The following is a 15,810-nucleotide window of genomic DNA, read 5'->3' as shown; positions in this document are numbered from 1 at the left end:
GGCTTTTTTAGAATATTCTATTAATGAGATTCACCGCAGAGTGGATGGATGAAAAGCGAACGGCACAGGGCATGGATAAACCAATGAAAAATAATGATAACGTCAGGAAACAACGGATTGTGCTGGTGACGGATCTGATGGCCGGTCGTGGTGGGATGGAAAATGTGACTGGTCAGTTGATTAAGGCCTTGAATGCGGAACCCGGTACCGAAGCAGGGCTGTTTATTATCAACAGCGGAGAGGAGAGCCACTCCCGCGCCTGGACCGCCAATGCTGTTCTGGCTGAGAGCGTCTGCACGCTGCGGAATAAGAAAATAAAAAATCTTATTCATACGCTGAGAATGGCTGCCTTCTTTCGTCGTTATCAGCCCGATCATGTCCTGACCCTCAACACCATTCCCTGCCTGATGACGCGCCGGGCAATCACGCTTTCAGGACGTAAAATCGTATTGTCGAGCTGGATGCACCTGCCTCCGCGTGAACGTTATCGTCCCCATTATCTGTTGCGGGCCGATCACCATTTTGCGATCAGTAATCAGATTAAAGAGCAGCTGGTGGAACTGGGCGCACGCGCCACTGACGTTGACGTGATCTATAACCCGATCAAACGCAATGACACGGTAATCGGCAGACCCCAGGCGCTGAAGTTTCTCTATATTGGTCGCGTCCATTATCAGCGGCAGAAACAGCTTAAAGATCTGTTTGATGCCCTGCAGCAGCTGGATGCGCCCTGGACGCTGGAGATAGTGGGTGACGGGGAAGATCTGACGCAATGTCAGCACTACGTGACGCAACTCGGCATTCAGGATCGCATCACCTGGCATGGCTGGCAGGAGAATGCCTGGGAGTATGTCATCCGCCATATCAGACAGGTCACCTGCCTGGTCATGACCTCTAACTTCGAAGGCTTCCCGCTGATCCTGCTGGAGGCGATGTCGCGCGGCGTCTACTGTGTTTCATCCGACTGTATCAGCGGCCCGGCGGAAATTATTCAGAACGGTATTAATGGTCAGCTCTATCCCACCCATGACAGCATGGCGCTGGCCGCGATTCTCAACGCCATGAGCGGGGATTTCTACTTCCCCGATCATCAGGCTATTAAAGCGAGCATCACCGGTTTTTATGAGGAAAATTATATGAAGCACCTGATGAGTGTGTTTAACCGCCTTACTGAGGTTAAGCATGACGAATAAAATCAGTCGCAATGGATTAACGTTAATGGTTAATTTTTCAGTTATTGCGCTCTGCCTGGCGCTGTCACTGAATATGTTTGTTACCGGCCTGCCGCAAAAAATATTCTATCTGGTCTCTTATCTCTCTATCGCGTCCGTGCTGTATGGCCTGGTGCGCAGGCGGGTGGAGTTTAAAGAGAACGGTTTTTATATCGCCCTGTTTGCTGTGGTGATTATCTTTGCCCTGATTCGTCTGTTCTGGGCGATTCACGTGAAGGGGATTGAGACAGCGCCTTCAGGCGATGCCATCACTAATATGGGCAACTATCTGCTGGGCGCGAAGCGGCTGTTGATGGGTGCCTTTGTGCTGCTCAGTCTGGCTGTTTATGGGGATCGGGTCTCCCTGACCACGCTACGCGTTGGAAAAGGGCTTATCCTTATCGGCCTGCTGATTACGCTGGGCTTTGGTATCCACGAGCATCTCTACACTGAGAATATCCGCATCAAGCTCACCACCGAAGCCGCCTCCATGTCCTCCTACATGATTCTGTTTATCTACTGTGCCTGGCTCTGGCTAAGCCGCTATGAGACGCACGCTTACTGGAAGGTGGCCGATATCGCTTTGCTGGCAGTGACCTTTGCCTTGCTCTACCTGTGCGGCACCCGTGTGACCCTGATTGCGCTGATTGCCGTGGGGCTGCTGTTCCTGGTGCAGACCTACCGGCTGTCGCTGCTGACTAACTGGCGGATTAGCGCTTTGCTGGTGGGCGTAATGGCGGTGCTGATTCTGATGACCAGCAACCGCTGGGTGGAGGGGGTGCAGGATATTGAGAACTTTGGTTCAAACAGTTCGACCTCGCTGGGCGCACGTGTCGCCATCTGGGGCGGGGCGGTCAACTTTATTGAGCACCATGGCGGTTTTGCGACGCCGGATGCGCGCACCACTGAGGCGCGTCAGTTCATCACTGCGCACTATCCTCTCAATGTCGAAGGCTTCACCAACGTTAAATACAACATGCACAACGAGTTCCTCGAAGTGACGTCATTGCAGGGATGGCTGGGTACAGCGTCGCTGGCGCTGCTCTATCTGACGGTGCTGGCGGGCTGGCTGAAGAAGTGTGATCTGCGCGGCGTGGCGCTGCCGATGGTGGCGCTGTTTATCACCGGACTGACCGATTCGGTGCTGCCCTATAATCAGACCGCGACCATTTTCATTATGGCGCTGGCGCTCTGCTGCATACGGCGGCCCCTGCCGGTAACGCGGGTAACCACAGCGTAGTGGGGCGTTGAACAAATAAAAACGGCGGGGTTTCCAGAGAAACCCCGCCGTTTTTTTTACCGCGTTTTTTACCGGGTAAAGTTAGTCGCGTGAACCGATGTCGCGCAGTTTTTTACCTGCCATCAGGTTACGTTCGATGTGTTCCAGCGAGACGTTTTTGGTCTCAGGGATCAGCATCACCGTCAGCAGAATGAAGAACAGGTTAAGCAGTGCGTAGACCCAGAAGGTGTTCGCATTGCCCAGCGTATTCAGCATCGTCAGGAAGGTCGCACCTACGATCATGTTCGCGATCCAGTTGGTGGTGGTGGAGACAGTGATACCGAAATCGCGGCCTTTCAGCGGCTGAATTTCGGAACAGAGTACCCAGATCAACGGACCGGCTGACATCGCAAAACCGATGATGAACATCAGCAGCATACCTACCGCAAAGTACTGCGCGCCCGGCGAGTGAATGCCGAAGTGCAGCATCGTACCCAGAACGCCCATACCGGCTGCCATCACCATAAAGCCCAGAATCAGAGTAGGTTTACGACCCCAGCGATCCACCAGGCCAATGGCAATAAAGGTCGCCAGTACGTTAACCAGACCCACAATCACCGTGCCCCACATCTGCTGGGTGGTGTTGGTGAAGCCCGCGATTTCAAAGATTTTTGGCGCGTAGTACATGATGACGTTCATGCCGGTAAACTGCTGCATCACCTGCAGCAGGATGCCGAGATAGACCGCACGACGGAAGTGGCTGCTGCTGGTGAACAGACCCCAGCCAGACTGTTTGATCTTCAGGCTTTCACGGATCTCTTCCAGCTCACGTTTTGCCTGCTCGCTGGTGTCACGCAGACGATCCAGTACGCGTTGAGCATCGCGGAAGTTGCCTCGCGCCGCCAGCCAGCGTGGGCTGTTTGGCAGGAAGAAAACGCCGACCAGCAGCAACAGTGCCGGAATAGTGATGATGCCCAGCATCCAGCGCCAGTTGCCGGTAAAGCTGAACGCCGTATCGGACAGGTAAGCACCAAGAATACCGATGGTGATCATCAGCTGATAAAGCGAAATCATACTGCCGCGAATTTTTTCCGGAGCGATCTCAGAAAGATAAAGCGGGGCGGTATAAGAGGCGATACCGACTGCCAGACCCAGGAGAACGCGGGCGCTGATCAGCATTTCCGGGTTTGGCGACATCGCCGACCAGAGTGAACCGATAACGAACAGAATCGCACCGGCCATCAGGCTTTTTTTACGGCCCAGGCGGGATGACATCCAGCCGCTGCCGATAGCACCGACCGCCGCACCAAACATCATGGAACTGACGATCCACTCCTGCTGATGAGGGGTGACGTTAAAGTCCTTTGCGATAAACGGCAGAGCACCGGCGATAACGCCGATATCCAGACCGAACAGCAGACCCGCAAGGGCCGCCAGAAAGCAGACAAATAAGGTCATCGCCTTATTTGAAGTTCTGCTTTTGTGTGTATTGCCAGGCATTTTAGCCTCCAGGTTTATCCATCATTGTTTTTATCAATGTTAAAAAACCTTTTGCGGGAAAAAAGTGAGCCTGATCACATCAGTGTAATCGCTTACACACGCTGAAACCCTGAAATTCAGCATATTTTTCCCGGAAAGATTAATTAACCAGTGAGGTATAGCACTCATTAAGTTTCTGACAATGCTCTATTTACTGGCTATCAGACGACGCTGAAAATAACGCATTTTCAGCAGAATAACTACGTGCGTTAATTCCTAAATATCGGATAAACAAAGCATTTCAATTTGTAATCGTTAACATTTAGTCGTCAGAAAAAGCGAAAAGAAGTGTAGCTGAGAACTGAAAATTTGCTGCAGAGAGAAGAAGATGTCGGGCAGATGCGTTTTTTTGTCGTCACGCGCTCACCAGAAATTGCGCTGGCCTGTCGTTCAGAAGGGTAGCGGGAGCAAAATTGCTCCGGTTAGCAATGGGGCTGAAAAGGCAATAAAAAACCCTGCCGCAGTGGCAGGGTTTTTATCAGCAGCCGGTAACCTTACAGGCCAGCCGCTTCACGCAGCAGGGCAGCTTTGTCGGTTTTTTCCCATGGGAAATGTTCACGACCAAAGTGACCGTAAGCTGCGGTCTCTTTATAGATTGGGTGCAGCAGATCCAGCATCTGGATCAGACCATATGGACGCAGGTCGAAGAACTCGCGCACCAGCAGCGTCAGCTGTTCGGTAGAGATTTTCTCGGTACCGAAGGTTTCCACCATGATAGAAGTGGGTTCAGCCACGCCGATAGCGTAGGAGACCTGGATTTCACAACGGTCAGCCAGGCCGGCTGCTACGATGTTTTTCGCCACGTAACGCGCCGCATAGGCTGCAGAGCGGTCAACTTTAGATGGATCTTTACCCGAGAACGCACCGCCACCATGACGTGCCATACCGCCGTAGGTGTCTACGATGATTTTACGACCGGTCAGACCGCAATCGCCCATCGGGCCGCCGATCACAAAGCGACCGGTTGGGTTGATGTGATATTTGGTCGAGGCGCTCAGCCACTCTGCAGGCAGAACCGGCTTGATGATCTCTTCCATCACCGCTTCCTGCAGATCTTTCTGGCTGATAGATTCAGCGTGCTGAGTAGAGAGCACAACTGCATCGATGCCCACGATTTTGCCATCGTCATACTGGAAAGTGACCTGGCTCTTGGCATCCGGGCGCAGCCACGGCAGGGTGCCGTTTTTACGCACTTCAGCCTGACGCTGTACCAGACGGTGCGCATAGGTCACCGGCGCAGGCATCAGCACGTCTGTTTCGTTAGTGGCATAGCCGAACATCAGGCCCTGGTCGCCCGCGCCCTGTTCCAGCGGATCGGTACGGTCAACGCCCTGATTGATATCCTGAGACTGTTTACCAATCGCGCTTAATACCGCGCAGGAGTTGGCGTCAAAGCCCATATCGGAATGGACATAGCCGATTTCACGTACGGTTTTACGGGTGATCTCTTCGATATCAACCCAGGCGCTGGTGGTGATTTCACCGCCAACCAGCACCATACCGGTTTTAACGTAGGTTTCGCAGGCCACGCGCGCTTTAGGATCCTGTTCAAGGATCGCATCCAGCACAGCATCGGAGATCTGGTCGGCGATTTTATCGGGATGTCCTTCTGATACAGACTCGGACGTAAAAAGGTGTTTAGCCATTCTGTTCTTTACCTTAAATATGGTTTGAGTACGACTGCATAGCGCCAGTGAGGTGGTCTGACCTGACGCCCCTTCAGGCAAAGCCGCGAGCAGTGAGGTTGTGTCAGCACAGCAGGCCAACACCGCCTGGATAGTAACCTGTTTAGATGGAAAACCATCTGGACGGCTATTTTAGGATAGAGGGTAAACCAATTACCAGCCCTTTTTCTGTTTCAGCATTTAACCTGTCTCTGTTATCGGCATAATTTGCTGACGCTACACGCAATTCCCCGATAATATTTTTGCATTTTACGGCGGTAAACTGTATAAAACGCCGCTGCTTTGATAGCAGCAGCAAGGATGACGCCACTGTTTGCGTCGCGCCTGTCAGACTCTGGTCTGGCTTTCACCCAGGTTGTTTTCCATGTGCCCCTGGCATATGCGGAGGTGATACAAGTAATGAACCACGCTTTTTCTTCTTCCGGTTCTCTGCGCTGCGGCGCTGCGCTGGCTCTCTCCTGCCTCCCATCTGTTTCTCTTTCCTGCCGACGCGATGTCCGATGCGGTAATTTTACCGACACAGGCGCAGGCTAATCTTTATCTCTGCTCGATCGGTTTTGTCTCTTCTCTGCGTTCGCGCAGCGGAACGACGCAGGTTATCCATGGTCAATACAGATCAGTTAAATGTTCTCTGTTTAAACGGAGATGGCCCGGGTGTTTTACACTTAACTCTCATGCGTGAATCGCGCTGACGGCAACGTCAGGTGAACAGGACATTGCGTTTAATGTGGCAACAGGTTTTCAGATTAGCGGCCATAAAGCCGGTTAACAGTTTCATCTTTCAACGGAAAATTGAGGTTCGCGATGTCTGACGACATGAAGAATATCAAAGGTTCGTCAGCTGGCGAACAGGGTACACTCCGCTCCATGCAGGAGGTTGCAATGAACGATCAGGATGCGAGCAAAATGTTGCGTACGTACAACATCGCCTGGTGGGGCAACAACTATTACGACGTTAACGAACTGGGCCACATCAGTGTCTGTCCCGATCCGGATCGTCCTGACGTGCGCGTCGATTTAGCTCGTCTGGTCAAAGAGCGCGAAGCGCAGGGCCAGCGTCTGCCTGCTTTATTCTGCTTCCCGCAGATCCTGCAACACCGTCTGCGTTCCATTAACGCCGCCTTTAAACGTGCGCGTGAATCCTACGGTTACAAAGGCGACTACTTCCTGGTTTACCCGATTAAAGTTAACCAGCACAAACGCGTGATTGAGTCACTGATCCACTCCGGCGAACCGCTGGGACTGGAAGCGGGCTCAAAAGCCGAGCTGATGGCGGTGCTGGCGCACGCCGGTCAGACCCGTTCGGTGATCGTCTGTAACGGCTATAAAGATCGCGAATATATTCGTCTGGCGCTGATCGGTGAGAAGATGGGCCATAAGGTCTATCTGGTGCTGGAGAAGATGACCGAAGTGCGGCTGGTGCTGGAAGAAGCAGAGCGTCTGAATGTGGTGCCGCGTCTTGGTATCCGTGCGCGTCTGGCTTCGCAGGGCTCCGGTAAATGGCAGTCGAGCGGCGGCGAAAAGTCGAAGTTTGGCCTGTCAGCCACCCAGGTGCTGAAACTGGTTGAGATCATGCGTGAAGCGGGTCGCATCGACAGCCTGCAGCTGCTGCATTTCCATCTGGGCTCGCAGATGTCCAACATCCGCGATATCGCCACCGGCGTGCGTGAGTCGGCGCGCTTCTATGTCGAACTGGCCAAGCTGGGCGTCAACATCAAGTGTTTCGACGTCGGCGGCGGTCTGGGCGTCGATTACGAAGGAACGCGCTCGCAGTCTGACTGCTCGGTCAACTACGGCCTGAATGAGTATGCCAACAACGTAATCTGGGCGATTGGTGCTGCCTGTGATGAGCACGGTCTGGAGCATCCGACGGTGATCACCGAGTCGGGCCGTGCGGTAACCGCGCACCACACGGTGCTGGTCTCCAACATCATTGGGGTGGAGCGCAACGAGTTCAGCGAACCTGAAACGCCGGATGCGGATGCGCCGCGCCCGATCCTCAGCATGTGGGAAACCTGGCAGGAGATGCACGAGCCAAGTACCCGCCGTTCGCTGCGTGAATGGCTGCATGACAGCCAGATGGATCTGTTTGATATCCATACCGGCTACTCGTCAGGCACCTACGATCTCAAGCAGCGTTCATGGGCTGAGCAGCTCTATCTGAGCATCTGCCACTATATTCAGCAGCATCTCGATCCGAGCAACCGTGCACACCGTCCAATCATCGACGAACTGCAGGAGCGGATGGCGGATAAGATTTACGTTAACTTCTCGCTGTTCCAGTCAATGCCGGATGCGTGGGGTATCGATCAGCTGTTCCCGGTACTGCCGCTGGAAGGGCTGAACAAGAAGCCGGAGCGCCGTGCCGTGCTGCTCGACATCACCTGTGACTCCGATGGCACCATCGATCACTACGTGGATGGCGACGGTATCGCGACGACCATGCCGATGCCGGAATATGACCTTGATAACCCGCCAATGCTAGGCTTCTTTATGGTGGGCGCTTATCAGGAAATTCTGGGCAACATGCATAACCTGTTTGGTGACACCGAAGCGGTGGATGTCTACGCACGCGAAAATGGCGATGTGGAAGTGCAGCTCTCCGATGAAGGCGACACCGTGGCGGACATGCTGCGTTACGTGCAGCTTGATCCCAACGAGCTGATGGCGCTGTTCCGCAATCAGGTTCAGGCATCCGATCTCGACGAAGAGCTGCGCGCGCAGTTCCTGGAAGAGTTCGAGAGCGGCCTTTACGGCTATACCTATTTAGAAGATGAATAATCGATTATGGCGACCGGTAATCGCATATTGCAGTTGCCGTTAACTATGTCGATAATCTGACTCACTCAATCCCTTCCTCGTCGGGCCTAACGACGCGGAGGGGATTTTTTTCATCTCAACCTTAATGGTTTGCGGGCTGGCCCGACTTACGCACATAGAGAGAGCAATTATGTATAACACGCTTGGCAATCAGTACGACAACTCCCTGGTTTCTAACGCCTTTGGTTTCATGCGTTTTCCGCTGAATTTTCAGCCTTACGACAGCGACGCCGAGTGGGTTATCACCGGCGTGCCGTTTGATGCCGCGACCTCGGGTCGTCCGGGCAGCCGCCTGGGTCCGGGCGCGATTCGCCAGATCTCCACCAATCTGGCCTGGGAAGGCTGCCGCTGGCCGTGGGATTTCGACCTGCGTCAGCGTCTGAACGTCGTCGATTGCGGCGATCTGGTTTACGCCTTCGGTGATTCGCAGGATCTCTCCGACAAATTGCAGGCCCATGCTGAAAAACTGCTGGCCAATGGCAAGCGCATGATGACCTTTGGCGGCGACCACTATGTCACACTGCCACTGCTGCGCGCCCATGCAAAACACTTTGGCAAGATGGCGCTGGTGCACTTTGATGCGCATACCGACACCTACTCCAACGGCCCGACCTTTGACCACGGCACCATGTTCTTTACCGCGCCGAAAGAGGGTCTGATCGATCCGCAGCACTCAGTGCAGATTGGTATCCGCACCGAATTCGACAAGAGCCTGGGCTTCAACGTGCTGGATGCGGCGCAGGTCAACGATCGCAGCGTTGACGATATTCTCGCCGAAGTGAAACGCACCGTCGGCGATCTGCCGGTCTATCTGACCTTCGATATCGACTGTCTGGATCCGGCGCATGCGCCTGGCACCGGCACGCCGGTGATTGGCGGGCTGACCACCGATAAAGCGACCAAGCTGATCCGTGGCCTGCAGGGCATGAACATTGTCGGCATGGATCTGGTGGAAGTCGCACCGGGTTACGATCATGCTGATCTGACGGCACTGGCAGCGGCTACGCTGGCGCTGGATATGCTGCATGTTCAGGCTGTAAACAAAGGCTGATGCCTGCTGCCTGTCGGCTTCAGTCCGGCAGGCGCTGAACGCGGCGTCCTGTCCATCGGGCAGACGCCGCTGCTGTGATCTTCCTCTCTTTGCCATGATCCGATCGATTCCCTTCTGACCCCGACGGGTAACCGTCAGGCGCGAACCCCTATCTGCAACTAAACTTACAGCGTAAAAATGGCGTAGTGGAGATAATCATGGGCTTTCTTGATGAACTGGCTGGCGCACTGGATGGCAACCAGAGTGAAGGGCATCCGCCGGGACAGTTACAGGCTGTCTGGCATTGGGTGCAGGAGCAGGGCGGTATTGAAGTGCTGCTGCAAAAATTCCAGCAGGGCGGGCTGGGTGAGGTGTTTGGTTCCTGGATCGGCACCGGCGATAACCATCCGGTTGGCCACAGTGAGATTCAGTCTGCTTTTGGTCAGGATGAACTGCAGTCACTGGCCGACAAACTCGGCACCGATGTGAAAGGTGCATCGGGTACGCTGGCCGCGCTATTGCCGCAGCTGATTGATAAAATGTCGCCGCAGGGACACATGGATGAACAGGCGCTGCATGACAATAAGCTGGATCTGGGCTCGATGGTGGATCAGATATTTAAGCGCTAGCGGACTTCGCACGGCTAAGCGCGCACGCCGGATGCATGCGCGCTCAGAGGCGGAATTACTTGCTGTCGGCAGCAATTCGCTCACGAATATGCGCGGCGCGCGCTTCAGAGGCGGGATGCGAGTCAAACATCGAACTCTGACGTCCCTGTTCCATCTTCGCCAGCTTTTCAAAGCTGGTGGCCAGGCCCATTGGATCGATATTGCGCTTCTTCATCAGGTCGTAGGAGTAGTCATCCGCCTGTGATTCCTGCGTCTGGGAGAATTGCGCATTCACCAGTTTTTCACCCATTTCACCCAGCTGCGACTGCGACAGTGAACCAATCACACCGCCAACCGAGGCGGCTGCGGTGCGGGCCGCGGTTGTGGCATATGCCAGTTGCATCGCCTTGCGCGTATGACCTAACGCGACGTGGCCCATCTCATGACCCAGCACGCCTTCCACTTCATTGTCAGTCATCATATCCATCAGACCGCTGTAAACACGAATACAGCCATTTGCCATCGCCCAGGCGTTGACATCTTTGGTCTGATAAACTTTGTAGTTAGCCGGTACGCCGTTGATGTTATCACCCAGCGCCGCCGCGATCTTGTTCAGACGCTGCTGATAATCACTGTTAGCAGGCGCAATCTGATTATCTTTGTCCATCTGCTCACAGGATTTATCGCTCAGCTGCTTTACCTGATCGTCGCTGAGGGTATAAGCCTGATACGCCTGCGCGCCCGACTGCATCAGCGCATTGTTGTCTAAACCCTGACAGCCACTGAGCAGCGTCGTCAGTCCAAGCGCTAACACCATTTTTTTGATTTTCATGCTGTATCCCATTCATAACAAGGTAAGAAAAACAAACACCTGAAACTCAGACAGGTGAATAAACGATTTGGTTATAGCGTGCCAGTCTGCACTTTGCTAGCAGATATGGCTGGAAAAGCCATACGAAGCGGCTGCATTTAGCGTTTTACAGCATGTACTTTTGCCCCGTTTCTCATGTACATTGATGGGCAACTTTTTCCTTGTTTTGCCCGGTAACTCATTAATAACAATAAGTTAAGGTGCGAAGCATTAATCCGACCTGGAGTAGAAAATGCCCTCTCGTAAAGAGCTTGCCAACGCCATTCGTGCGTTAAGTATGGATGCAGTACAGAAAGCGAAATCGGGACATCCGGGTGCCCCAATGGGCATGGCGGACATCGCTGAAGTACTCTGGCGCGGCTACCTGAACCACAACCCAACCAACCCGCTGTGGGCTGACCGCGACCGTTTCGTGCTCTCTAACGGTCACGGCTCAATGCTGATCTATAGCCTGTTGCACCTGACCGGCTACGATCTGCCCCTGAGCGAACTGGAAAACTTCCGTCAGCTGCACTCAAAAACTCCAGGTCACCCGGAATATGGCTACACCGTGGGCGTTGAAACCACTACCGGTCCGCTGGGGCAGGGCATCGCTAACGCAGTAGGTTTTGCCATTGCTGAGCGCACGCTGGCAGCACAGTTCAACCGTCCGGGTCATGACATCGTAGACCACAACACCTATGTCTTCATGGGTGATGGCTGCATGATGGAAGGTATCTCGCACGAAGTCTGCTCACTGGCCGGTACGCTGAAGCTGGGCAAACTGGTGGCGTTTTATGATGACAACGGTATCTCTATCGACGGTCACATTGATGGCTGGTTCACCGACGACACCGCTAAGCGCTTTGAAGCTTATGGCTGGCACGTGGTGCGCGGCGTCGATGGTCACGATGCGGATGCGATTGCGAAAGCGATCGAAGAAGCGAAAAGCGTCAGCGACAAGCCTTCACTGCTGATGTGCAAAACCGTTATCGGTTTTGGTTCACCGAACAAAGCCGGTACCCATGATTCACACGGCGCACCGCTGGGTGATGATGAAGTTGCACTGACCCGCAAACAGCTGGGCTGGACCCACGCGCCGTTCGTAATTCCTTCTGATATCTACGCTGAGTGGGACGCGAAAGAAGCGGGCCAGGCGAAAGAGTCTGCATGGAATGAGAAATTCGCCGCTTACGCACAGGCTCATCCTGAACTGGCTGCCGAGTTTAAACGCCGCGTCAGCAACGAACTGCCAGCTAACTGGCAGGAAGAGTCGCAGAAGTTCGTTGAGCAGCTGCAGGCGAACCCGGCGAAGATCGCCAGCCGTAAAGCCTCACAGAATGCTATTGAAGCTTTCGGTAAAATTCTGCCGGAATACCTGGGCGGCTCAGCCGATCTGGCACCCAGCAACCTGACAATCTGGTCTGGCTCTAAGCCGATCAACGAAGATGCTGCGGGTAACTACATCCACTACGGCGTGCGTGAGTTCGGTATGACCGCAATCGCCAATGGCCTGGCGCTGCACGGCGGCTTCCTGCCTTACACCGCGACCTTCCTGATGTTTGTTGAATATGCGCGTAACGCAGCGCGTATGGCGGCACTGATGAAGATCCGTCAGATCATGGTCTACACCCACGACTCTATCGGTCTGGGCGAAGATGGCCCGACGCACCAGCCGGTTGAACAGATGGCGAGCTTGCGCACCACGCCAAACATGAGCCTGTGGCGTCCATGTGACCAGGTTGAATCCGCGGTGGCGTGGAAATATGCCATTGAGCGTAAAGATGGCCCGACTGCGCTGATCTTCTCCCGTCAGAACCTGGCGCAGCAGGATCGTGACACGGCACAGCTGGCTAACGTAGCGCGCGGCGGTTACGTGCTGAAAGATTGCGATGGCACGCCTGAGCTGATCCTGATCGCCACCGGTTCCGAAGTTGAGCTGGCTGTCGGTGCCTGGGACAAACTCACCAGCGAAGGCCGCAAAGTGCGCGTGGTCTCTATGCCATCAACGGATGCCTTCGACAAGCAGAGTGATGAGTACCGTGAATCCGTGTTGCCAAAAGCGGTCAGCGCACGCGTCGCAATCGAAGCGGGCATCGCTGATTACTGGTTCAAATACACCGGCCTGAACGGCGCTATCGTGGGCATGACCAGCTTCGGCGAATCTGCACCTGCCGATCAGCTGTTCGAACTGTTTGGCTTTACCGTCGACAACGTCGTCGCGAAAGCGAAAGCGCTGCTGGCGTAAAACCGGTCAGGCGGGCCTGTTCCCGCCCGGCTGTAAAAACAGAGGGACGAAATTTTCGTCCCTTTTATTTTTTATTCCTGCAGTAATAACCGCCTTTTGCCTTAATTTGTGACGCAGATCCAAATTTAAGCAGCCAGATTGATCACAATCATTCCTGTTATTCCTTCCTTCTATTATTGTAGCTGAACCGTTTCAGTCGCCAGGCAAATCGCCCTGGTTTCGGACAATGCCGGGTAAGAATCTCCTGTACAAAATGCAGTGAAACGCTCAGGCTAACGGCACGTTTTTTTCAGTCTGACGTGGCAGGAGAGAAATGACGGTACGGGTAGCGATAAATGGTTTTGGCCGGATTGGACGCAACGTCCTGCGCGCGCTGTATGAAACGGGTCGACGTGCAGAGATCACCGTGGTCGCGATTAACGAGCTGGCAGAAGCCACCGGTATGGCGCATCTGCTGAAATACGATACCAGCCATGGCCGTTTTGCTTTCGATGTCCGCCAGGAGCGCGATGTAATGTGGGTGGGTGGCGATACCCTGCGCATTTTGCACCGTGCAGCCATTGCCGATCTGCCGTGGCGTGAACTCGACGTGGATGTGGTGCTGGACTGCACCGGCGTCTATGGCTCACGCGCTGATGGCGAAGCGCATCTTCAGGCTGGCGCCAAAAAAGTGCTGTTCTCTCATCCCGGCGGAAACGATCTCGACGCCACAGTGGTGTATGGCGTTAACCAGCAGTTACTCACCGCCAGTGACCGCATCGTCTCCAACGCTTCCTGTACCACTAACTGCATTATCCCGGTGATTAAACTGCTGGATGATGCGTTTGGTATCGAATCCGGCACCGTCACCACGATCCACTCGGCGATGCACGATCAGCAGGTGATCGACGCCTATCACAGCGATCTGCGCCGTACGCGTGCAGCCAGTCAGTCGATCATCCCGGTGGACACTCGCCTGGCGGCTGGCATTACCCGTATTTTTCCGAAATTCAACGATCGCTTCGAGGCGATAGCCGTTCGCGTTCCGACGATTAACGTGACGGCCATTGATCTCAGCGTTTCTGTGCATCAGGCGGTGACGGCGTGTGAAGTTAACACCCTGTTGCGAAGCGCGGCAGAAGGGACATTTCGTGGTATAGTTGACTATACGAAATTACCGTTAGTCTCAGTAGATTTTAACCATGATCCGCACAGTGCCATTGTGGACGGAACACAAACGCGGGTCAGCGGTCAACACCTTATCAAGACCCTGGTCTGGTGTGACAACGAATGGGGCTTTGCTAACCGAATGCTCGACACGACGTTAGCGATGGCCGCAAGCGGTTTCAGGTAAGACGCGGTATGCGTCTGGCAAAACTTATGAGAATCAACGAGAGGATTCACCATGTCTGTAATTAAGATGACCGATCTGGATCTGGCTGGTAAACGCGTTCTGATCCGTGCCGATTTGAACGTACCGGTTAAAGAAGGTAAAGTGACGTCTGATGCACGTATCCGTGCTTCTCTGCCAACCATTGAAGCGGCGTTGAAACAGGGCGCGAAAGTAATGGTTACCTCTCACCTGGGTCGTCCGACCGAAGGTGAATACAATGAAGAGTTCTCGCTGCTGCCGGTAGTTAACTACCTGAAAGACAAGCTTAGCGGCACCACCGTGACCCTGGCAAAAGATTACCTCGATGGCGTTGAAGTCGGCGCTGGCGAACTGGTTGTGCTGGAAAACGTTCGCTTTAACAAAGGCGAAAAGAAAGATGACGAAGCACTGTCTAAAAAATATGCTGCTCTGTGCGACGTATTTGTGATGGACGCCTTTGGTACCGCGCACCGCGCGCAGGCTTCTACCCACGGCGTCGGCAAATTTGCCCCTATCGCCTGTGCTGGCCCGCTGCTCTCTGCAGAACTGGAAGCGCTGGGTAAAGTCATGAGCAACCCGGAGCGTCCGCTGGTGGCTGTGGTAGGGGGCTCTAAAGTCTCTACCAAATTTGATGTGCTGCAATCTCTGGTCAAAATCGCGGACACCGTGATTGTGGGCGGCGGCATTGCCAACACCTTCGTCGCTATCGACAACAACGTCGGCAAATCTCTGTATGAGCCAGACTTCGTTGAAGCGGCTAAAGGCCTGCGCGATCAGCACGGTATTCCGGTTCCAACTGACTCACGCGTCGGCACAGAATTCTCTGAAACTGCGACCGCTACCGTGAAAAAGGTTTCGGAAGTTGCGGATAACGAAGAGATTATGGACTTTGGTGATGAAACCGCACAGGCGATGGCTGCCATCCTGAAGGATGCTAAAACCATCCTGTGGAACGGCCCGGTGGGCGTGTTTGAGTTCCCTAATTTCCGTAAAGGCACCGAGATCGTGGCTAACGCCATTGCAGACAGCGATGCCTTCTCTGTTGCAGGCGGCGGCGATACCTTAGCGGCTATCGACCTGTTCGGCATTGAAGACAAAATTTCCTACATCTCTACCGGCGGCGGCGCGTTCCTTGAGTTCGTGGAAGGCAAAAAACTGCCTGCAGTTGCCATGCTGGAAGAGCGTGCGAAGCAGTAATCCTTTGGGGGCGATGCCTGGCGGCATCGCCTGAAGTCTTGCCCGTCTGGGC

The 15,810-nt window shown here is 54.2% G+C and carries 11 protein-coding genes; 8 read left to right on the top strand and 3 right to left on the bottom strand.

The genetic code is table 11. The features are described from left to right. Positions 1–44 precede the first annotated feature (44 nt). On the top strand, positions 45–1,193 hold the full coding sequence (locus tag LC417_RS14560) for a glycosyltransferase (RefSeq protein WP_050499114.1): 1,149 nt from the start codon (positions 45–47) through the stop codon (positions 1,191–1,193). Positions 1,194–1,218: 25 nt separating this feature from the next. Further along, a complete protein-coding gene (locus LC417_RS14555) occupies positions 1,219–2,451 on the top strand; it encodes an O-antigen ligase (RefSeq protein WP_223566070.1) in 1,233 nt (410 codons plus the stop codon). An 81-nt stretch (positions 2,452–2,532) separates the two neighbouring features. Here LC417_RS14555 and LC417_RS14550 read toward each other — a convergent pair whose 3' ends face one another. After that, positions 2,533–3,930: a sugar porter family MFS transporter gene (locus LC417_RS14550; protein ID WP_010248855.1), complete on the bottom strand. Its 1,398-nt coding sequence runs from the start codon at positions 3,928–3,930 to the stop codon at positions 2,533–2,535. 533 nt (positions 3,931–4,463) lie between these two features. Further along, the gene (gene metK, locus LC417_RS14545; protein ID WP_010248851.1) at positions 4,464–5,615 is read right to left on the bottom strand and encodes a methionine adenosyltransferase; all 1,152 of its coding nucleotides are present in this window, start codon (positions 5,613–5,615) and stop codon (positions 4,464–4,466) included. An 843-nt stretch (positions 5,616–6,458) separates the two neighbouring features. Here metK and speA point away from each other — a divergent pair. The 3 genes from speA to LC417_RS14530 all read left to right on the top strand — a co-directional run bounded on the left by speA (position 6,459) and on the right by LC417_RS14530 (position 10,133). Then, positions 6,459–8,435 carry a biosynthetic arginine decarboxylase gene (gene speA, locus LC417_RS14540; RefSeq protein WP_010248849.1) on the top strand — a complete coding sequence of 659 codons (1,977 nt, stop codon included), beginning with the start codon at positions 6,459–6,461 and terminating at the stop codon, positions 8,433–8,435. Positions 8,436–8,604: 169 nt separating this feature from the next. Further along, positions 8,605–9,525, top strand: a complete 921-nt coding sequence (gene speB, locus LC417_RS14535) for an agmatinase (RefSeq protein ID WP_010248847.1) — start codon at positions 8,605–8,607, stop codon at positions 9,523–9,525. A gap of 197 nt (positions 9,526–9,722) precedes the next feature. Then, complete coding sequence (locus LC417_RS14530; RefSeq protein WP_010248845.1) at positions 9,723–10,133, top strand: YidB family protein; 411 nt, start codon at positions 9,723–9,725, stop codon at positions 10,131–10,133. A gap of 55 nt (positions 10,134–10,188) precedes the next feature. On the opposite strand, the gene LC417_RS14525 is transcribed toward LC417_RS14530, so the two are convergent. Beyond that, on the bottom strand, positions 10,189–10,944 hold the full coding sequence (locus LC417_RS14525) for a M48 family metallopeptidase (protein WP_031592558.1): 756 nt from the start codon (positions 10,942–10,944) through the stop codon (positions 10,189–10,191). Between the two features lie 271 nt (positions 10,945–11,215). Here LC417_RS14525 and tkt point away from each other — a divergent pair, with 271 nt between their 5' ends. The 3 genes from tkt (at position 11,216) to pgk (ending at position 15,758) form a co-directional block, all read left to right on the top strand. Then, positions 11,216–13,210 (top strand): transketolase, encoded by a 1,995-nt coding sequence (gene tkt / locus LC417_RS14520; protein ID WP_010248841.1) that lies wholly within the window; start codon positions 11,216–11,218, stop codon positions 13,208–13,210. Between the two features lie 313 nt (positions 13,211–13,523). Then, complete coding sequence (gene epd / locus LC417_RS14515; protein ID WP_223566069.1) at positions 13,524–14,543, top strand: erythrose-4-phosphate dehydrogenase; 1,020 nt, start codon at positions 13,524–13,526, stop codon at positions 14,541–14,543. 51 nt (positions 14,544–14,594) lie between these two features. Continuing rightward, a complete protein-coding gene (gene pgk, locus LC417_RS14510) occupies positions 14,595–15,758 on the top strand; it encodes a phosphoglycerate kinase (protein ID WP_010248837.1) in 1,164 nt (387 codons plus the stop codon). The last annotated feature ends 52 nt before the right edge of the window (positions 15,759–15,810 follow it).

It is taken from the genome of Pantoea sp. OVA07A, from assembly GCF_019969975.1.
GTDB lineage: Bacteria > Pseudomonadota > Gammaproteobacteria > Enterobacterales > Enterobacteriaceae > Pantoea > Pantoea agglomerans.
This window is presented reverse-complemented; position numbering and strand designations above follow the sequence as displayed.